The sequence below is a fragment of the Collinsella aerofaciens genome (assembly GCF_015560135.1).
In the GTDB taxonomy this organism is placed as follows: Bacteria; Actinomycetota; Coriobacteriia; order Coriobacteriales; family Coriobacteriaceae; genus Collinsella; species Collinsella aerofaciens_AN.
The window spans coordinates 86,182-105,899 of the sequence record NZ_JADMRH010000001.1 but is presented as its reverse complement, the minus strand read 5'-3'; the positions used below and the strand labels follow the sequence as shown (position 1 = coordinate 105,899).

The window sequence follows — 19,718 nt, the reverse complement described above, 5'->3', positions numbered from 1 at the left end:
GTCATATGAGCGAAAATGCCCCTAAGCGAGCAATGTGCCTTGAAAGAGGAGGGCATAGGCCTTCTGGCCATGCCCGACGATTGAAAGGCAGATTGCCGCTTAGGGGCATTTGCAGCGTCGACTGGTTACGCGGTTTGGTAAAACCGCGTAACTAGCACACCTGGGTTTTGCCGATCATGATGTTGAGGATCTCGATGTCGGTGTCCTTCATGCCCACGCGGCCTACGTAGCCCATACTGGCGATTGTTTGCTCAACGGTATCTTGGATCAGGCCCTCGCCGGCGCGGAAGCCGCGACCCTGCATGGCCATATCATGGCCCAGAATCGCCGCATCGACGGCAGCCGAGATCTTGGCGGCACAGCTCGCCTTGGCGCCGTCGCACACGATGCCGCCCACGTTACCGAGCGTGTTCGAGACGGTCGCGCCAATCTGTTCGCGCGTGCCACCGCACAGCCAGGTAATCGCAGCGCCGGCGCCGCACGCAGCGCAAATAGCACCGCAAAACGCCGAAAGCGCACCAATATAGCTCTTGATATGCACGGCGATAAGATCGGACAGCATCACGGCGCGCACCAGGCGCTCGTGGTCGCAACGCAGGTACTCGGCATACTCCATGACGGGCAATGCGCAGGTAATGCCCTGATTGCCCGAGCCGCACACAATGGCGACCGGCAGCGCGCAACCGTTCATGCGGGCGTCGGACCCGGCGGCCGCACGGGCACGGGCGCGGCAGGCGACGTCATCGGCACGAGCACCCAGCAGCGTACGGCCCACCTCGGCGCCCCAAGCGTGCGCGAGACCCTCGGCACTGATCGCGCCATTCAGCTCAATCTGACGCTCAACGGCAGCGCGGGCGTCCTCAATGTCACCATCCTCGATAAAGTCGATGATGGTCTCGATCGACATGGGCGTGTCGGCGTTATCTGCCGCACGCTCGGCCACCACGCGCTCGGCGCAGGCGGCGCACTCCCCCGCCGACTTACCGCATACCGGAATACCGTCGAGCGTATGGCACGTGACATTAGTGTGGTGATCGGTAATCTCGACGACCGCGGTATGGCCCCCGGCCGTCGCAGTCACCTTGATGTAGAGGTTGGGCACACCCTCGACAAGCGACACATCGCAGTAGTCCGCATCGGCAAGCAGCTCGGCCACGCGGGCGCGGTCCGCGTCATCGACGCTCTCGAGCACCTCGAGCGCGCTCTTGGCGTCGCCGCCCACGGCACCCAGCACGGCCGCGGCCTCAATACCGTGCATACCGCCCGAGTTGGGCACGGTCACGCTCTTGACGTTCTTGATGATGTTGCCCGAGCAGGCAACATCCATATGATCGGGTTCGCAACCGAGCGTCTGGCTCGCCAGCGCCGCTGCATAAGCAACGGCAATGGGCTCGGTGCAGCCGAGTGCACAAACAAGTTCGCGGTTCAAAACATCGCAAAACGCGGCATCACGAAGGGAATCGGCAGGCATAGGTATCTCCTACTTGTATAACGGGCTGGGCTCTCAATAATAATTAGCTCTTTTATTTGATAACAATGCATCAAAAACCGCAACCCAGGTTCCGGTAGACGGCATTCAGGCGCAAACTGACGGCATTCATTCATGAGAAACCGGTCTTGTTGCATGCTAAAGCGTTTGACCAAAAAACGCCCAAGCGTTTACACAAAAGTCGCGCTATCATGCAGTCGAACGCGGTAAAACCTTTAGCAATCTCGCCGCACAGACCAGAGAGGAACTATCCATGAAGATCGGTATCGGTAACGACCACGCCGCCGTCGAGCTCAAGAACATCATCTCCGAGCACCTGAAGGAGCGCGGCTGCGAGGTCGTGAACTTTGGCACCGACACCTCCGAGAGCTTTGACTACCCCATCGCCGGCTACAAGGTGGGTAAGGCCGTTGCCAACGGCGACGTCGATCTAGGCATCCTGATCTGTGGCACCGGCGTCGGTATCAGCCTGGCTGCCAACAAGGTCGAGGGCGTACGCGCCGTCGTGTGCTCCGAGCCCTTCAGCGCCAAGCTCTCCCGCATGCACAACAATACCAACGTGCTCGCTTTTGGCGCCCGCGTCGTGGGCTCCGAGCTCGCCAAGATGATCGTCGACGAGTGGCTCGACGCCGAGTTTGAGGGCGGTCGTCACGAGCGTCGCGTTAACCTCCTCAACGAGATCGATCACACGCGCGCCCTTAAGATCGTCGACGAAGCCTAAACTATTCAGTGCCACAAGCTAACAGCAGGGGCCCGCTCGGAACACATGTCCGAGCGGGCCCCTGCATAGATTTTGGAATAAAAGGGCGCCGCGGATGGAGTTCCGCGGCGCCCAAGCCACACGCTAACAGCTTTAAGGAGTCAAAGCTGGTTTAGCCAAAGAAGCGCTTGATCTCAATCTCGGCGTTCTCCAGGCAGTCGGAGCCGTGGATCACGTTGGCGTTGACATCGACGGCAAAGTCGCCGCGGATGGTACCAGGAGCAGCCTCAAGCGGGTTGGTAGCGCCCATGAGGGTGCGCATCTTAGCAACAGCGGAGAGACCGGAAACGACCATCTTGACGACCGGACCGCTCGTCATAAAGTCGCAGAGACCGCCAAAGAAGGGCTTGTCGGCCAGATGGGCGTAGTGCTCCTCGACGGTAGCGCGCTCGAGCGTGGTCATCTCCATGCGCTCGATGACAAGGCCGCTGCGCTCAATGCGAGCAACGATCTCGCCGATCTTGCGGTCGCGCACGGCGTCGGGCTTAATCATGATGAAGGTCTTCTCGATAGCCATAAAAGTAGCCTTTCAAGTAGGTTCGCGCGTGCCCAAGTCCCATTCCGGCACCCGCCTGGACTGCATCGTAACAGAGTTTTAGCTGCAGTTAAACAAAATGCTGTTTATTGAAACGTTGCAATTTATTAAAGCGCTCCATATGTGTCACTTCTGTTTCGAAGCCCGATTAGAGTACCATCCGACCGCCCATCAACTGCGCCGAACAGAGCAGGCGGTCGGTTGCCGCCCGCGAACGTATCCCCTTCACAACCTGCCCAAAGGTCCTACAGAAGTTCTCGACAAGCCCCTCCCCCATAGCAACAAAATACGGGCTCCCACATCAGCAGGCGCCCGTAAAGCGAAAACGATTTATCAATACATGGCCAAAACGGCTTCAGCCAAACCTCTACTTTGCCCCGTGACCCATCTCGACGACCTTGGTCAGCGATCCAAACACGCCCTCGTCAGCCACGAGCTGTGCCTCGGCACGCTGCAACTGCACGGCAACGGCGGCAGGAGCGGTGCCGCCCTCGGTCGTGCGCGCGGCGACAATCGACGGGATATCGAGCGCCTCGGTAATGTCGCGCTCAAAGAGCGGGCTTGCCTCCTGGAACACCTCAAACGGCAGGTCCTCAAGATTGCAGCCGCGCTTCTCGCACATCAGGACCAGATGGCCCACCACGGCATGTGCCTCGCGGAACGGCAGGCCACGCTTGGCCAGGTAATCGGCAACATCGGTGGCGGCAAGGTGCCCCACGCCGCACTCGCGCGCCATGGCATCCTCGTTGACGGTCCAAGTCGAAATCATTCCGGCCATAACGGACAGGCACTGCATGAGCGTATGGGCGGTATCGAGCGCGCCCTCCTTGTCCTCCTGCAAGTCCTTGTTATAAGCAAGCGGCAGGCCCTTCATGGTTACCAGCAGCTGCACCAGGTTGCCGTACACGCGACCGCTCTTGCCGCGGATAAGCTCGGCAAAGTCGGGGTTCTTCTTCTGCGGCATGATGGACGAGCCAGTGGAGTACGAGTCGGAAAGCGTGATAAAGCCAAATTCGGAGCTCGACCACAGTACGATCTCCTCGGAAAGACGCGCCAGGTGCATCGCCATGACGGATCCGGCGTAATGCAGATCGAGCAGAAAATCACGGTCGGAAACGGCATCGAGCGAGTTGGGGATCACGCCCGCAAAGCCAAGTTCGGCAGCCGTCATCTGGCGATCGAGCGGATAGCTCGTACCGGCAAGCGCAGCGGCACCCAGCGGGCAGTTGTCGGCAGCATCAAAGGCGGCCTTCAAACGCGTAAAGTCGCGCGCGAACATCCAGGAATACGCCAGCAGGTGATGCGACAGCAGCACGGGCTGAGCATGTTGCATGTGCGTGTAGCCCGGCAGAATCACCTTGTCGTACTTCTTGGCCGCATCCACCAGCACATGGCGCAGCTCAAGATTGGCCTCCATGAGCTCCTTGGCCAGCGCCTTGACGCCCAGGCGCGTATCGGTCGCCACCTGGTCGTTGCGCGAACGCCCAGTATGCAAGCGCTTGCCAGCCTCGCCGATGCGACGCGTCAGCTCGCTCTCGATGGACATATGAATGTCCTCATCGTTGATGTCGAAGGTAAAGTTGCCGGCATCGATATCCTGTTCGATTCCGGTCAGGCCCTTGGCAATCGCCTGCTCGTCCTCGGCACTGATGATGCCCTGGGCGGCCAACATCTTGGCATGCGCCTTAGAGCCGGCGATATCCTGCTTATAGAGATGTTTGTCGACCGGCAGCGACGCGCCAAACTCCTGCGTGACCTCGGCCACGCCCGCCTCAAAACGACCGCCCCAAAGAGCCATGGAACCGTCTCCTTTCTCCAAATACCAAAACAAGCGTCCAAAGCAATGTGCCCTGTCGCTAAAGCGATTTATCAACCGCTAGTTTTACACACTCCCTGCCGCGCGCGGGGCCATGTAGCTAATTTGCAAAGAAGTGACGCACCATGCACTTGGCACCCAACGTCTCCCTCCGAATGTTGCCCTGCGAACCGTCAATCCAAGCCTTCAGGCTCATAGGGACGTCCTCGACCTTTGCAGCATCGAGCTCGGGCGCGAGGGCAAATAAAGCATGCGCGATGACATTGAACATATTGGATACTCCTCATATATATAGGCGCAAGGCCGACAAATTGATAGAAAGAGCCCCGCCGGACAACCCCGGCGGGGCTCGGACTCAGCCGCAAGCGCGGCGTCATATATGCGGGCGGAACGTAGGGGCCACCGATGTTAAGAAGTGTCAGCAAGCATAACGAAAGGTAGGGACCCCGTGCGCCCGTTATGTATCACGCGGATGGGCCGCGCGGATACCAAGGGAAGGAAGGCTTAAGCCTGGGCGGCAGTGGAGCTGGGACCCTGGACCTTAGCCCACGTCTTGAGCGACAGCGTATCGATCTCGATAAAGCCGGCGCTGGCCTTCTCGTCAAACGTGGTGTCGCGGTCGTAGGTAGCCAGACCGTAGTCGTAGAGGCTGAAGGGGCTCTTGCGGCCGACGACATGGCAGTTGCCCTTAAAGAACTTCAGGCGGACGGTGCCGGTCACGAACTTCTGGGTATCGGCCATAAAGGCATCGAGCGCGTTCTTGAGCGGACTGTACCACTGGCCGTTGTACACGGCGGTGGCCCAATCCTGCTCGAGCTTGATCTTGGTCTTGAGCAGGTCGCCCTCGACGCAGATGTCCTCGAGCGCCTTGTGGGCGGTGATGAGCGTCAGGGCGCCGGGAACCTCGTAGCACTCGCGGCTCTTGAGGCCCACCAGACGATCCTCGACCAGATCGAGACGGCCAAAGCCGTTGTCGCCGGAGATCTTGTTGAGGGCGATGACGATCTCGGAGAGCTTCATCTTCTTGCCGTCGACGGCGACGGGCTTGCCGGCCTCAAACTCAATCTCGGTGTAGGTCGGGGTGTCGGGCGTGTCCTCGGGATTCTTAGTCATAACCCAAGCGTCGTCGAGCGGCTCGTTCCAGGGATCCTCCAGGTGGCCGCACTCGATGGCGCGACCCCACAGGTTGTCGTCGATGGAGTAGGGGTTGTCGTTGGCACCCTCGGGAACCGGCACGTTGTGGGCATGGGCATAGGCGACCTCATCGGGACGGCACTTCAGATCCCACTCGCGAACCGGGGCGATAACCTTAAGCTCGGGGTCGAGGGCCTTGACGGCAGCCTCGAAGCGGACCTGGTCGTTACCCTTACCGGTGCAGCCGTGGGCAACGTAAGTCGCGCCAAACTCGTGAGCGACCTCGACAAGCTTCTTGGCGAGCAGCGGGCGAGACAGGGCGGAGAGCAGCGGATACTTGTTCTCGTACATAGAGTTGGCGGCGATGGCCTTAGTCAGGAACTCGTCGGAGAACTCGTCGCGCAGGTCGAGCACCTGGCAATCAAGAACGCCCAGGTCGAGCGCCTTCTGTTTCTTGGCATCCAGGCCGGTCTCCTCCTGGCCCACGTTGCCGCAGACGCAAACGACATCGAGATTCTTCTCGTCCTGGAGCCACTTGACACATACGGATGTATCAAGACCACCGGAATATGCGAGAACGACTTTTTCCTTGCTCATGGCTGTTTCCTTTCGCCCTTGGTAGCTAGTTAGAACAACGGTCAGTTGCAAGTCATTTCAAGGTCGAATACCGTGCAATATTAGGTTATTCAGCAGAATGCATCACAGGCATGCCCTAGAAACATGCGGCTATGTCGTGCTTAAACCCAACGACCTCAAAATGACTCTGTTGAGGCATTGCGCCCCATGCGGACAGAGACGATTGTTATCGTCGTCGGGAAATTGCGCGCTGGCGTCGGATGGCATTGTCTGCAGTGGTGATGATCTTTACGAACTGCATCTGCCTCTCCTTTCACGTATCGCCGAGCGCAATTCAAATATCGCAAACGGTACCTTATGTTCGGTAAGCGGTTGTTTTTCCGCCTCCGTTTTCGATGGTCGCTATATTACGCTAAAGTGCCCGCGGCGCAAGCGACAAATTCAAATTTCTGAAAAGTTTTTTCATTAGTTTGTGAATTGCAGTGCAAATACGCACCATTCCTGCGAAAATACGCTCGACTACTAGTTGATGGTTATAACGTCTGAAACAATCTCGAAACGAAAGGCGCATTTTTATGCAAACTTACGAATCGGACGCCAACATCGGCAACATTAAGATTCTCGCCGTCGATATGGACAAGACGCTGCTGACCGACGAGCGCGTGCTGCCCCAGGGTCTCGACGAGCGTCTGGACAAGCTCGCCGACGCAGGCATCGTATTCTGCCCCGCCAGCGGACGTCCCGCCCCCAAGCTCGAGGAGATGTTCGAGGGCATCAAGAACCGCCTCGCCTTTTGTCCCGACAACGGAGCGTGCGTGATCTATCGCGGCAGCTATATCTATAAAAGCAATATTGACGTGGAGCTGTATCAGCAGGTCTTGAACCGTGCCTCGGAGGATCCTCGCGCTGTCCCCGTCCTGTGCTGCTTCGACGAGTTCTACGTGCTTGCCCGCGACCATCAATACCACGACGAGATCAGCGTCTACTACAACACAATCAACTACGTAGACAGCTTTGAGGGCATTGATTTCGAGTCCAACAAGATTTCGGTCTTCTTCCCCGGCTACGACGCCGAGCCCGCTTTCCGCGAGACCTATAGCCCCGAGTTCTCGGACAAACTCTACGTCACCAACGCTGGGCGCGAGTGGATCGACTTTATGAACCTGGGCGTCGACAAGGGCGCCGGCGTCGCTCACCTGTGCGAGCACCTGGGCATCGATATTGCCGATGCTGCCGCCGTGGGCGACACCTACAACGACATCCCCATGCTGGAGCGCGTCGGTCACAGCTTTATCGTGGACAATGCCGAGGAGCACATGAACGCGCATGCCAAATGGCGCATTCCGAGCAACAACGACGGGGGCGTACTGACGCTCATCGACGCCATCTTGGCGGCTCGTTAACGTGGCTCGTCGGACCTGGCCGGGCGAGACGGGTAAGTTTTTCGTTCGGTCAGGTCCTGGGCTCGCTCGGAAAGCACATTAAGTGCTTTCCGGCTCGTGCGGAATCTACGAAAAACTTACCCGCCTCGCCCGGCCAGGTCCTAGGGTGACTTGCTTGCCGCCTAGATGGCGTCTTGGCGTCTAGATACTTGGCTGAATAATTATGGATGAAGGGAGTTCCTTGCTGAAAGGGACTCCCTTCTGGTTTGGCTGCTTTGGACCTGTGGCTGTTTTTCTATTTCGCGTCGGCCCAGGTTATGCCGGTGCTGGCTTCGGCGATTAGGGGGACGCGGAGGTCTACTACGTGCTCCATGACGTCGCGGACCATGGTGGTTAGGCGCTCGACTTCGTCGATGGGGCACTCAAAGTCCAGTTCGTCGTGCACTTGCAGGATCATGTGGGCGGCAAAGCCTTCCTCTTCCAGGCGGCGGCTTACGCGGGCCATCGCGATCTTGATGATGTCGGCGGCGGTTCCCTGCATGGGATGATTCATGGCCGTGCGCTCGCCAAAGCCGCGGAGTTGCGGGTTTTTGGCCTTGAGCTCCGGAATATGACGACGGCGGCCGTACATGGTCTCGGCGTAGCCCGTCTGCTTGGCGCGTGCCACCACGTTGTCGAGGAACGTGCGCACGCCCGGGTAGGCCTCGTAGTAGCGGTCGATCATGTCGCGTGCCTCGGCCATCGAGATATGCAGCGACTGCGACAGGCCGTAGGCCTGCTGACCATACACGATGCCAAAGTTCACGGCCTTGGCGCGACTGCGCAGGTCGGGCGTTACCTCGGACACGGGAACGCCAAACACGCGCGCGGCCGTCTCGGCGTGGAAGTCCTCGCCCTCGTTAAAGGCGCGCACCAGGTGCTCGTCGCCCGAAAGATGCGCGAGCAGGCGCAGCTCGATCTGCGAGTAGTCCACCGCCAAAAAGACGCTGCCCTCGCCTGCCGAAAACGCCGTCTTGACGGTACGACCCAGCTCCGAGCGCGTCGGGATGTTCTGCAGGTTCGGGTCGCTCGAGGACAGACGCCCCGTTGCGGTAATGGTTTGGTTGTACGTGGTGTGCACGCGGCCGTCACCGCGGCGTAGCGGGCCCAACGTGTCCAGATAGGTTGACTTGATCTTGGACTTCTCGCGCCAGTCCAAGATCAGACGAACAATCTCGTGGTCGCGGGCAAGATCACTCAGTACCTTGGCGTTGGTCGAATAGTAGCCGCGCTTGGTCTTTTTGAGACCCTTGGTCGGAAGGCCCATCACATCGAAGAGCACATGCGAAAGTTGCATGGGGCTGCCGATGTTAAAGGTCTCGTCACCGGCAAGGTCGCGAATGCATCGCTCGACCTCGGTGATCTGGGTCGCCAGGCCCTCGGACAGGCTGCGCAGACGGTCGGGATCCACGAGCATGCCCGCGCGCTCCATCTTGGCAAGCACCGGCACGAGTGGCATCTCGATGCCATCGAACACGTTGACGGCGTTCTCGCGGGCCATGCGGTCGCGCAACGGTGCGACCAGCGCCAGCGCCAGAGCCGCAGTACGGGCGGCAGGCGCAGGAGCGTCCTCGCCGGCACCCTCTGCACCGCGCGCCGCAGGCAGCGCCATCTGCAGATAAGTATCGGCCAGATACGCCTCGTCAAACTCGGAGCGGTCGGAATCCAACAGGTAGGCGGCGACCACGGTGTCGAAGATGCGCGTGGAGTCGACTGCCAGCGGATCCATGAGCTCGGGCTCCGAAGAATCGATGGGCGAAAGCTCATGCAGCAGCGCTTTCATATCCGGGCTCGCCATGCGGCCCTCCATAAACAGGCGCGCAAGCACGCCGGCAATCACGCCGTGGGCGAAGTTGAAACCATCGACCACAGCAGTGGTACCTCCGTCGCCCTCCTCAAGCGCAAGCAGCCCCTTGGACGTCGTCAGCCACAGCGTGCGTGTCAAGCCAAAAAGCGCGCCCTCCTCCTTGTCATCGTCCACCACGGCGGCAATCCACTCGCCTGCCTCGATCGCACGCGAAACCTCGGACGCAACGGCAGCAAGTGCCCCAGCATCGCCGGCGGCAGCGCGCATAACGGCGGGAATCTCAAACGTGCTGGCAGAGGCCGCAGCCCCACCCTTGCCACCAATCAGTGACAAGAAACGGTTCTGCATGGCCGTAATGCCGAGTACGCCCAGCGCCGCGGACACTTCGTCGGCAGAAAACGCCGGGAAGGACGTTTCGTCAAAGTCGAGCTCGACAGGTGCATCGGTGCGAATGGTTGCGACCTTGCGGCTCAGCAGGGCATCGTCGATGTGTGCACGCAGGTTCTCGCCCATCTTGCCCTTGACCTCGTCGGCGTGTGCGATAACCTCGTCCAGGCTACCGTACTGCGCAATGAGCGCGCTCGCCTTTTTGGGGCCGATGCCCGGCACGCCGGGGATGTTATCGGACGTGTCGCCCTTCAGACCGTAAAAATCGGGCACGAGCGCCGGCGTAATGCCGTGATACAGGTCATCCACGCTCTCGGGCGTCATAATCGCCACGTCGGACAGGCCTTTGCGAGTCGATACCACGTTGACGTGCTCGGTCACGAGTTGATACATGTCGCGGTCGCCGGTCACCAGCAGCATGTCGCAGCCGGCCTCCTCGCCCAGGCGCGCCATGGTTCCCAGGATATCGTCGCCTTCCCAGCCCTCGGACTGCAGAATCGGCACGTTGAGCGCGGTGAGCAGCTCCTTAATCATCGGAAACTGCGCGTGCAGATCGGGGTCCATGGGCGGGCGCTGCGCCTTATACTGCGGCAGCATCTCCATGCGCACGCGCGGCTTGCCCTTGTCAAACGCCACGACCACACCGTCGGGGTTAAAGGCATCAATCATCTTGAGGAACATATTCAGAAAGCCAAAGATCGCGTTGGTGGGGCGACCGTCCGGCGCGTTCATGGTCGGCGGCACGGCGTGGAAGGCGCGGTGCATGAGTGAGTTACCGTCGATAACGGCAAAAGTGCGGCGCTTGTCAGACATATTGAATACCTCGCTTTGGGCTGGGCACGGTTTGCTCACTCCAGTTTACACGCTCCCCGCCCCGCGACTACCGCACATCAGCCCCTGCCACCGTGAGCCCGCGCGTGATACGATGGCTCACGGTACATCAACCAGCACGATCGATCCGAAAGGAGCCTGCGTCATGGAGCGTCCCTGCGCATGGAAAAAGTACACGCCACAGCAAATCGAGGAGCTCGAGGAGCTTTGCCGCGGCTATAAGCAGTTTTTGAGTGAGAACAAGACCGAGCGCCTGTGCGTCAAGGCCGGCATCAAGATGGCCGAGAAGGCGGGATACGTCGACCTGGAGACCGTAATCGCCGAAGGCCGCGAGCTCAAGGCAGGCGACAAGGTGTACGCCGCCAACCACGGCAAGGACCTTATGCTCGTCAACCTGGGCACCGCCCCGCTCGAGCAGGGTTTTAACATCCTGGGCGCCCACGTGGACTCGCCGCGCCTGGACCTTAAGCAGAACCCCGCCTTCGAGGCCGGCGACATGGCCTATCTCGACACGCACTACTATGGCGGCGTCAAGAGCTACCACTGGGTGGCCTCCCCGCTCGCACTCGTAGGCGTCATCTGCAAAAAGGACGGCACCACCGTCGACATCAACATCGGTGACAAGGTCGACGATCCGGTCTTTACCATCTCCGATCTGCTGATCCACCTCTCGAGCGAGCAGATGGCCAAGCCCGCCAAGGACGCCGTCGATGCCGAGATCCTCGACGTGATCGTGGGCGGCCGTCCCGTCAAGTTCGATGAGGACGACAAGGACGCCCCCAAGGAGCCCGTCAAGCAGATGTTCCTGGACATCCTCAAGGAGCAGTATGACGTCGAGGAGGAGGACTTCCTCTCCGCCGAGATCGAGGTCGTGCCCGCCGGTCCCGCCCGCGACATGGGCCTCGACCGCTCCATGATTTTGGGCTATGGTCACGACGACCGCGTCTGCGCTTACCCCTCCATGCTCGCCCAGATCAATGTGGCCAATGTCGAGCGCACGAGCATCACGCTCATCGTCGACAAAGAGGAGATCGGCTCCGTGGGCGCCACCGGCATGACGAGCCGCTTCTTCGAGAACACCGTCGCCGAGATCATGACGCTCGCCGGCGAGGACAGCCCGCTGGCTCTGCGCCGCGCGCTCGCCCACAGCCGCATGCTCTCCTCCGACGTGTCCGCCGGCTTCGACCCGGGCTATGCCGGCAAGTTCGAGACCAAAAACGCCGCCTTTATGGGTCGCGGCCTGTGCTTTAACAAGTACACGGGCAGCCGCGGCAAGGGCGGCTCTAACGACGCCGACGCCGAGTATGTGGCCCTCATTCGCGACATCATGGACAAGGCAGGAGTGGACTTCCAGACCTGCGAGCTCGGCCGCGTCAACGCGGGCGGCGGCGGCACCATCGCCTACATCATGGCCAAGTACGGCATGAACGTCATCGATTCCGGCGTTGCCGTCCTGTCCATGCACGCCCTGTGGGAGGTCGCCAACAAGGCCGACATCTACGAGGCCTATCGCGGCTACAAGGCCTTCATCGAGCGAGCCTAACCAACCCTTCATCAGTTGCGGTGAAATACGGATTCATCAGGCCTTCCAACGGGGAAAGCGGTCTGTATTTCACCGCAACTTTTTTAGCGGGAGGAGGATTCCGTGCTACAGGTCGTCATTTCGCCCGCCAAACAGATGCGGACAGCTCAAGATGCCTTTGACGTTTTGGGCATACCGCCTTTTGCACATCAGACGGCCCGGCTCCATCAGGCACTGCTGGGCATCGAACGCGAGGATGGCGCAGCAGGTCTTCAGGCCCTTTGGAACGTGAGCGACAGGCTGCTTACAACGTGCCTGGATACGCTTCACGAATTTATGCCCGCCCTGAGCGATGCCGACCTCGCCGATCCCGATATCGCGCGCCGAATCTCCCCCGCCGTCATGTCCTACCACGGCATCCAATACCAAAGCATGGCGCCCGAGGTCATGGATGCTGCACAGCTCGACTGGCTGCAAAACCATCTCTGGATCCTCTCCGGATTGTACGGATGTGTGCGGCCTTTCCATGGCGTTGAGCCCTATCGGCTCGAAATGGGAGCCAAGCTCGCCGTCAACAACGCCCGTGACCTCTATGCGTTTTGGGGCGACAAACTTGCATGCGCCATTGCGCCGACCGGCTCCAACACCACGGTCGTCAACCTTGCCAGCGCGGAGTACGCCAAGGCCGTTCTACCCCATCTCGCAGGCGACGCCACAACCGTCACTTGTCTCTTTGGCGAAGGTGTCCGCAACGGCAAGCCCATCCAGCGCTCGACCGCCAGCAAAAAGGCGCGCGGCTCCATGGTGCGCTGGATGGCAGAAAACAAGCTCGAGGACGCCGCCGGTCTTACCGAGTTCAACATCGGCTATCGCCACGCCCCCGAGATCTCATACCCAGGCACCCTCGTGTTCATCAACGAACAGATGCTCTAGACCCGCCACCCAAAACTGACCCGCTCAGCCTTCTCTATATAACTTGCGGTGGAATAGTTCCTATTTGAGCCTTTTATCGCACAATCAGGAACTATTCCACCGCAACTTTTATGAATTGGCTGACTAGGCTCGACACCTATTCTGCTAGACCGTCGGCCTTTGCAATCCCGTTTGTCGAACCGTCCTGATAGATAATCTTGACGTGCTCAACCTCGGAAACCGCAACACCCGTCGGAGGCTCCAGACGCCATTCCGTCAGGGCGATATCCATGGTCGTGGGCACATCTCCTTGATCTTTGAGCTTCACCGTCAGCGTTTTGAGCGCCGCGTCAAACGTCACGCGTTCGATTTCTTCGCCCGGAATGGACCCACCACTCAGCTGCAACTGCACAAACTCATCGCGCGGGTACCAATAATCGCCCGGAATGGCGAGCGTATTGGCATTACCGCCAGTACTCCTCACCGTCATAATCGGTAGGCTATCATCAGCCTCGAACTCCCATGCAGCGCCGCCGCGACCACCAAACGTCCAGATACAACAGGCAATCACCATCACGACAAGGATCGCAAAACCAATCGCGACAAGGCCATGGTGCGCACGGCCCTCCTCGGCCGATACGTCCCATTGCATCTCTCGATATAGATGCTTGTCTTCCATGTTCGCCTCCCCACGGGCATGCTCATCGCGTCAATCGTACCCATTCGAGCTATACTTGAGCCCACCACATAAACGGGGAGCTTGCAGGACAAGACAGCAGGCTGAGACTGGGCGCGCCCGCCCTGACCCGCAAACCTGATATGGGTAATGCCAACGAAGGGAGCCGTGCCAATGAGCACACAGACCGAGCCCAAGCTCGTCACGCAAATCGACTTCGCCCGCGCTGGGCAGATCACACCTCAGATGAAAGAGGTCGCCGAGCGCGAGCATCGCGACCCCGAGTACATCCGCGAGCGCGTGGCAGACGGCCGCATCGCCATTCCCGCCAACATCGTGCATATCAAAAAGGGCATGCGCGCCTTTGGTGTCGGCGAGGGCCTGTCCACCAAGGTCAACGTGAACTTGGGCATCTCGGGCGACAAGGCCGATGCCGCCGAGGAATGGAAGAAGGTCAAGATTGCCGAGGACTTTGGCGCCGACGCCATCATGGACCTCTCCAACTCGGGCAAGACGCGCCAGTTCCGCCAGCAGCTCATCGACGAGACGCCGCTTATGGTGGGCACCGTCCCCATGTACGACGCCATCGGCTACATGGAAAAGCCGCTGGTCAAGCTCACCAAGGACGACCTGCTCGAGGTCGTTCGCGCGCACGCCGAGGACGGCGTGGACTTCATGACCATCCACTGCGGCATCAACAAGTCGGTCATCAAGACCTTTAAGGAGACCGGCCGCCTCATGAACATCGTCAGCCGCGGCGGCTCGCTGCTGTTTGGCTGGATGGAAGTCACCGGCAACGAAAACCCCTTCTACGAGTTCTACGACGAGGTGCTCGAGATCTGCCACGAGTACGACGTGACGATCTCGCTCGGCGATTCCTGCCGCCCGGGCTGTCTCTACGACTCAAACGATGCCACCGAGACCGCCGAGATGATCGAGCTGGGCAAGCTGTGCAAGCGCGCTTGGGCCGCCGGCGTCCAGGTTATGGTCGAGGGACCGGGTCACATGGCGCTCGACGAGATCGCCGCCAACATGAAGCTGCAGAAGCGCCTGTGCCATAATGCGCCGTTCTATGTGCTGGGGCCGCTGGTGACCGATATCGGCGTGGGCTACGACCACATCACCGCCGCCATCGGTGGCGCCATCTCGGCGAGCTCCGGCGCCGACTTCCTGTGCTACGTGACACCCGCTGAGCACCTGTGCCTGCCCAACGCCCAGGACGTGCTCGATGGCCTCATGGCCACCAAGATCGCCGCACACGCCGCCGATATCGCCAAGAAGGTGCCGCACGCCCGCGATCTGGACGACAAGATGGGCCAGGCACGCCGCAAGCTCGACTGGGACGCCATGTGGAAGTGCGCCCTCGATCCCGTCACCGGCAAGAAGCGCTACGAGGAGTCCCCTGCCGCCACCGAGGGCACCTGTACCATGTGCGGCAAGATGTGCGCCGTCCGCACCGTCAACAAGGTATTCGAGGGCACGACGATCGACCTTGGCATGGAGGACTAGACTCCTCGCTGCGATCGCTTCTAGCGGCGAGCCGGCGCCCCTCAATTGTTGACGTGTGAACATTTGCTTACATTTGCGTAAAGATTGCATCGCCCGCCCGGGTTCGACATAGAGTCGGCCCGGGCATCTTTATAATGCTGGCTTAAAGACCCATTTGAATCCGACCGAACAAGGGAGCGAACATGGATCGCAGTAAGGTACCCGCCGTCCTGTCCATCGCAGGATCAGATTCCAGCGGTGGTGCCGGCATTCAGGCCGACATCAAGACCATCACGGCGCACCGCCTGTATGCCGAGACGGCCATCACCGCCATCACCGCACAGAACACCCTGGGCGTCACCGCCGTGCAGAACATCTCCCCGGATATTGTCGCGGCGCAGATCGATGCCGTTTTTGACGATATCCGCCCCAAAGCCGTCAAGATTGGCATGGTTTCCTCTGCCGAGATTATCGATGTTATCGCCGACCGCCTGAGCTCCTGGAACGCGACAAACGTGGTCGTCGACCCCGTCATGGTAGCCACCTCGGGCGCACGGCTGATTGCCGAAGATGCCGCCGAGGCGCTCACCCGCCGCCTGTTCCCGCTAGCGACGGTTATCACGCCCAATATTCCCGAGGCCATGGCCCTGCTCGACTACGAGGTCGACTCCGAGCGCACGCAGCAAAATGCCGCCATACTCCTCACCCGCCGCTTTGGCTGCGCATCCCTCGTTAAGGGTGGGCATCTTGTCAACGAGGCCAACGATGTACTGGCCGAACCCGCGCCACTCGATGACGAGGGCAACCATCTGGGAGATCCACTCACCACGTGGTTCCGCCACAAGCGCATCGAGACCGACAACACGCACGGCACCGGCTGCACGCTCTCGTCCGCCATCGCCTGCGCGCTGGCCCAGGGCATGGATCTTGCCGACGCCGTCAACGCGGGCAAGGCATACCTGACAGGCGCTCTGGCCGCCGGCCTGAACATGGGCAAAGGTTCCGGCCCCGTCAATCACATGTGGCAGTATTAAGATTCGCAGCCCAAGCCGCCGCAAAGGGGACAGACACCTTTGCGGCGGCTTGGGATCGCACTACTCACCGAGCATCTCTTGGAGCTTGGCTGCCACGGCGTGACCCAGGCTCTCGTGGCTTTCGGGCATCATATGCAGATAGTCGATATCGCCCGGCTCGGCAAAGTCGGCGGCATTCAAAAAGTCGCAGCCAAACTGCTCAGCCACATGTGCGTAGTACTCACCAAAATGCTCCGAGGCCTCGACAGAACGCTCGTCAAAATCGGTCATATATACATCGGCGATTTGCGGCTTGATCTTGATAGGTGCCATCAGCAGAATACGCGGGCAGGGTGCGGCATTGGTCCAGGGAAATGCACGCACCGCGCGAATCAGCGCCATAGTGCCACGGGCAATATCGGAGGCCGTCACACCAAAGACCGTCTTGCAATCGTTAGTTCCCAGCATAATAACGATCGCATCCAGCGGCTTATGGGCCTCGAGTAGCATCGGCAGCGCGCGGATGCCGTTAAGATTGGTGTCCAAATGGCACATGTCGTCGCGTACCGTCGTGCGGCCGTTGAGGCCTTCTTCAATTACATGCCAGCCCTCGCCTAAGTCACGTTGGGCCACGCCACACCAGCGCACATCCCGCGCATAGCGCACCGCGGTGCCGTCGCGCATGCCCGCCGGATCGTAACCATAGGTGTTGCTATCGCCAAAGCATAGAACGTTTTTCATCGTAAGCCCCTCGCTCGGTAAAAAGCCGACGGGAGCAGCCTCTCCCGCCGGCTCGACCTATCTGTCAGCACGTACCGATTACAGGTACTTGCGCCAATCGTCCTCGTCCTCATCATCCTCGGTAGCAGCCTGGGCCTGCTCGGCGGCGCGAGCTGCCGCAGCGCGAGCGGCAACCTGGGCATAGGACTCCTCGTTGCGCTCGGGGAAGTTTGCCAGCACGTGCTCGAACTTGGCAAAATCCTCATCCCAGCGCGTAGAAGGCACGGCAAAGAAGACTTGCTTGACCTTAAAGTCGCCCGACGCGAGCTCCTTGCGGAAGAGCTCGGCCACGGTCTCTGCGTCAAAGCCGTTGTTGTCGCAGCCCCAAGCGCCCAGCACGAGCTTCTCGCGACCTAGCTCGTCGCAGATGGCAAGCACAAAGCGGATGCGGTCGCGCAGGGCATCTAGCAGAGCATCGTCGCTCACGCGATACTCCTGGCGGGCGCGCTTAACGTTGGGCGCGGCGGCCACGATCACGTCGGCGTATGCATGCACGTGGTTGCGGTCGAAGCGCACCGCAGGCACCACCAGCGCACGGTTTCGGTAAAGCTCGCAGTTGATGTTGCGGCGACGGTTCTCACCGTACCATTTGCGCTGCTTATCGAGAACGTTGTACAGATACGAATCGGCGCACAGCGTGGCCTCCTGGCCCAAATAACCCTGAATATAGCCACCGCCCGGGTTGGTAAACGAGGCAAAGGCGAGCACGGCCATGTCGCAGAACTGCGCATAGCCACGACCGTTGTCCAGGATGGCCTGCGTGGCGGAGGCATCGAGCACGGTGACCTCGGGCAGAACCGGAGCGGGCTCCTCAGCAGGCGCGGACTCAGCTTCAGCGATTTCCTCGGCAGGCTCCTCGACGGGCTCAGGCGCTGCCTCGGTCTCGGGCGCTGCCTCGGTCTCGGGCGCCGCCTCGGTCTCGGCAGCCTCCGCGCCCTCGACGTCCTCGGCAACCTGTTCTTCGGTGGCCACAGCACTCTGGGCCTTGGCCTTCATCGCCGAGACAAAGCCGGCAGGCATACCGTCAAACTCGCGAACACCGGCAAGCGAACGCTCGATATCCTTGGCGCACGCTTCGGACACAGTTGCCACGTGACGCTCGGCGGCCTTGGCACGGGCCTCGCGCTTGGGATTGGGCTGACCCGCTCGGTTGGACCTGCGGTTACGGTTCCTATTGTCGACGTCTGCCATACGTGGCCACCTTTCCTGTCGCTGCCGCTATCGGCTTTTTCCCATCCATGATACCCCGCCGCGTACAAAAAAGACGGCCCCGAAGGACCGCCTTTCACATCGATTTACACGCACGGCAAACACCGCCGCAATTCGCCACTAGTCGCGACGGCCAAGGATGTTCAAAATGCGCAGGAACACGTTGATAATGTCCACGAACAGATTGGACGCCATGAGCACCGCATTGGGCAGCGTGGGCGGCACCGTCGTGGCAACATAGGTGTCGTAGCCAATAAAGCCAGCGAACACCACGATCACGATCAGGTCGGTGATGGTCTGCGAGACGCCCATGAACATCAGCATGATCTCAACCAGAATAGTGGCGAGCAGAATGCCAAAACCGATGCCATATACGCGCTGGAAAAACTTGGGGAACGTCACGCCCAAGGCGCCAAAGACAAAGGTGATGGCGGCCGTGGCGATAAAGGCAGTGTTGATGGTGGGCAGGTCGTAGTTGGCAAGGCCAAACGACGCGGTCAGGCCAAAGGTACTCGCAAAGATTACGTAGCCCACAAGGGACAGGCCCACGGACTGCTTGCTGGCGGCGGCCGACATCATGACCATGCCGACGATGGTCAAAATAAATGAGCCAAAGACCAGCGGCAAAGCGGCGCCGCTCATCATCATGCGGGCAAACGCCATGGTGCTCGTAAAGTAAGCACCAGCGCCCATGGCACAAAAGCCCAAGAAGATGAGGGCAGACATGGCAAGATTGTACGCACGCGGCGACATCTCCTTGGCACGGCTTGCGCCGGCCTCGATGGGGCCGTTCTGATAGCCCTGGATATCGTTCATAATTTCGTCCTTTCAAAAAGTGCCGTGAAAGACGGCGCAGCAGGTGACAAGATTCCTGTCATTGTACCCGAATGCCGTACGTCCTTACCCACGGCGCTCGCCCTCGAGCGTACGATCAAAGGCCCAGACCCACCAACGCATCACGTGTGCCTGCGAGCCGTCCGCCCGCTCGCGCGTCTGGTCCTCCAGATACAACTCGGTCGCGTGCCCGCCAAAACGCACCTTATAGGTCGCCGTACGGATGCCGTGGACCGTCAGGCCAAACCCGGTGGTCGAGATAATTTCATCGATTGTAAAACAACGTCCGTCGACCCAGCAGACGGCGACTGGCACGACTTGTCCGCCCGCGAGGATGCGAGCCACGACGTCCACATACTGCTTGTGTACGCGCCGAGTTTTGCCGTCTGTCTGTCGATATTCCATGCCTCCTATTATCGAACGCATGTTTGCATGTTGTAAAGCGAACAGACTGTGGTTTTGGAGTGTCGTAGTAATCGCACGTGTCCGCATGGCGTGTTAGCAAAAAGAACACCCGCGGTCAACAGG

At 60.1% G+C, this 19,718-nt stretch carries 17 protein-coding genes; 6 read left to right on the top strand and 11 right to left on the bottom strand.

Going from position 1 to position 19,718, the window contains the following annotated elements; translation table 11 throughout:
• Positions 1 to 151: 151 nt before the first annotated feature.
• Positions 152 to 1,471 carry an L-cysteine desulfidase family protein gene (locus I2H19_RS00465; protein WP_138374464.1) on the bottom strand — a complete coding sequence of 440 codons (1,320 nt, stop codon included), beginning with the start codon at positions 1,469 to 1,471 and terminating at the stop codon, positions 152 to 154.
• Positions 1,472 to 1,742: 271 nt separating this feature from the next.
• Between I2H19_RS00465 and rpiB the strand changes: the two genes are divergently transcribed.
• Positions 1,743 to 2,210, top strand: coding sequence for a ribose 5-phosphate isomerase B (gene rpiB, locus I2H19_RS00460; RefSeq protein WP_117762860.1), 468 nt, complete (start codon positions 1,743 to 1,745; stop codon positions 2,208 to 2,210).
• A gap of 151 nt (positions 2,211 to 2,361) precedes the next feature.
• On the opposite strand, the gene ndk is transcribed toward rpiB, so the two are convergent.
• The 4 genes from ndk to I2H19_RS00440 all read right to left on the bottom strand — a co-directional run bounded on the left by ndk (position 2,362) and on the right by I2H19_RS00440 (position 6,331).
• Positions 2,362 to 2,766 (bottom strand): nucleoside-diphosphate kinase, encoded by a 405-nt coding sequence (gene ndk, locus I2H19_RS00455; protein WP_035138006.1) that lies wholly within the window; start codon positions 2,764 to 2,766, stop codon positions 2,362 to 2,364.
• A gap of 385 nt (positions 2,767 to 3,151) precedes the next feature.
• On the bottom strand, positions 3,152 to 4,582 hold the full coding sequence (gene argH / locus I2H19_RS00450) for an argininosuccinate lyase (RefSeq protein WP_161144720.1): 1,431 nt from the start codon (positions 4,580 to 4,582) through the stop codon (positions 3,152 to 3,154).
• Positions 4,583 to 4,700: 118 nt separating this feature from the next.
• On the bottom strand, positions 4,701 to 4,871 hold the full coding sequence (locus I2H19_RS00445; protein ID WP_195620588.1) for a hypothetical protein: 171 nt from the start codon (positions 4,869 to 4,871) through the stop codon (positions 4,701 to 4,703).
• A 233-nt stretch (positions 4,872 to 5,104) separates the two neighbouring features.
• Positions 5,105 to 6,331, bottom strand: coding sequence for an argininosuccinate synthase (locus tag I2H19_RS00440; protein ID WP_195620587.1), 1,227 nt, complete (start codon positions 6,329 to 6,331; stop codon positions 5,105 to 5,107).
• A 554-nt stretch (positions 6,332 to 6,885) separates the two neighbouring features.
• Between I2H19_RS00440 and I2H19_RS00435 the strand changes: the two genes are divergently transcribed.
• The gene (locus I2H19_RS00435) at positions 6,886 to 7,713 is read left to right on the top strand and encodes a Cof-type HAD-IIB family hydrolase (RefSeq protein WP_117746767.1); all 828 of its coding nucleotides are present in this window, start codon (positions 6,886 to 6,888) and stop codon (positions 7,711 to 7,713) included.
• A gap of 274 nt (positions 7,714 to 7,987) precedes the next feature.
• On the opposite strand, the gene polA is transcribed toward I2H19_RS00435, so the two are convergent.
• Positions 7,988 to 10,738: a DNA polymerase I gene (gene polA / locus I2H19_RS00430; protein WP_195620586.1), complete on the bottom strand. Its 2,751-nt coding sequence runs from the start codon at positions 10,736 to 10,738 to the stop codon at positions 7,988 to 7,990.
• 163 nt (positions 10,739 to 10,901) lie between these two features.
• On the opposite strand from polA, the gene I2H19_RS00425 reads away from it, so the two are divergent.
• On the top strand, positions 10,902 to 12,299 hold the full coding sequence (locus I2H19_RS00425; RefSeq protein ID WP_195620584.1) for an aminopeptidase: 1,398 nt from the start codon (positions 10,902 to 10,904) through the stop codon (positions 12,297 to 12,299).
• A gap of 135 nt (positions 12,300 to 12,434) precedes the next feature.
• A complete protein-coding gene (locus tag I2H19_RS00420; protein WP_229089701.1) occupies positions 12,435 to 13,211 on the top strand; it encodes a YaaA family protein in 777 nt (258 codons plus the stop codon).
• A 136-nt stretch (positions 13,212 to 13,347) separates the two neighbouring features.
• On the opposite strand, the gene I2H19_RS00415 is transcribed toward I2H19_RS00420, so the two are convergent.
• On the bottom strand, positions 13,348 to 13,869 hold the full coding sequence (locus I2H19_RS00415; protein WP_195620581.1) for a hypothetical protein: 522 nt from the start codon (positions 13,867 to 13,869) through the stop codon (positions 13,348 to 13,350).
• Between the two features lie 171 nt (positions 13,870 to 14,040).
• Between I2H19_RS00415 and thiC the strand changes: the two genes are divergently transcribed.
• Both thiC and thiD read left to right on the top strand, forming a co-directional pair.
• Positions 14,041 to 15,375 (top strand): phosphomethylpyrimidine synthase ThiC, encoded by a 1,335-nt coding sequence (gene thiC, locus I2H19_RS00410; RefSeq protein ID WP_195620580.1) that lies wholly within the window; start codon positions 14,041 to 14,043, stop codon positions 15,373 to 15,375.
• 182 nt (positions 15,376 to 15,557) lie between these two features.
• Positions 15,558 to 16,388, top strand: a complete 831-nt coding sequence (thiD, locus tag I2H19_RS00405; RefSeq protein ID WP_195620579.1) for a bifunctional hydroxymethylpyrimidine kinase/phosphomethylpyrimidine kinase — start codon at positions 15,558 to 15,560, stop codon at positions 16,386 to 16,388.
• A gap of 60 nt (positions 16,389 to 16,448) precedes the next feature.
• Here the strand turns inward: thiD and I2H19_RS00400 are convergent, their stop codons facing one another.
• The 4 genes from I2H19_RS00400 to I2H19_RS00385 all read right to left on the bottom strand — a co-directional run bounded on the left by I2H19_RS00400 (position 16,449) and on the right by I2H19_RS00385 (position 19,595).
• On the bottom strand, positions 16,449 to 17,108 hold the full coding sequence (locus I2H19_RS00400) for an SGNH/GDSL hydrolase family protein (protein WP_195620578.1): 660 nt from the start codon (positions 17,106 to 17,108) through the stop codon (positions 16,449 to 16,451).
• Positions 17,109 to 17,186: 78 nt separating this feature from the next.
• Complete coding sequence (locus I2H19_RS00395; protein WP_195620577.1) at positions 17,187 to 18,338, bottom strand: TIGR02452 family protein; 1,152 nt, start codon at positions 18,336 to 18,338, stop codon at positions 17,187 to 17,189.
• A gap of 138 nt (positions 18,339 to 18,476) precedes the next feature.
• Entirely contained in the window at positions 18,477 to 19,172 is a 696-nt protein-coding gene (locus I2H19_RS00390; RefSeq protein ID WP_195620575.1) for a Bax inhibitor-1 family protein, read from the bottom strand.
• Positions 19,173 to 19,256: 84 nt separating this feature from the next.
• Positions 19,257 to 19,595 (bottom strand): hypothetical protein, encoded by a 339-nt coding sequence (locus I2H19_RS00385; RefSeq protein ID WP_195232062.1) that lies wholly within the window; start codon positions 19,593 to 19,595, stop codon positions 19,257 to 19,259.
• Between the last annotated feature and the right edge of the window lie 123 nt (positions 19,596 to 19,718).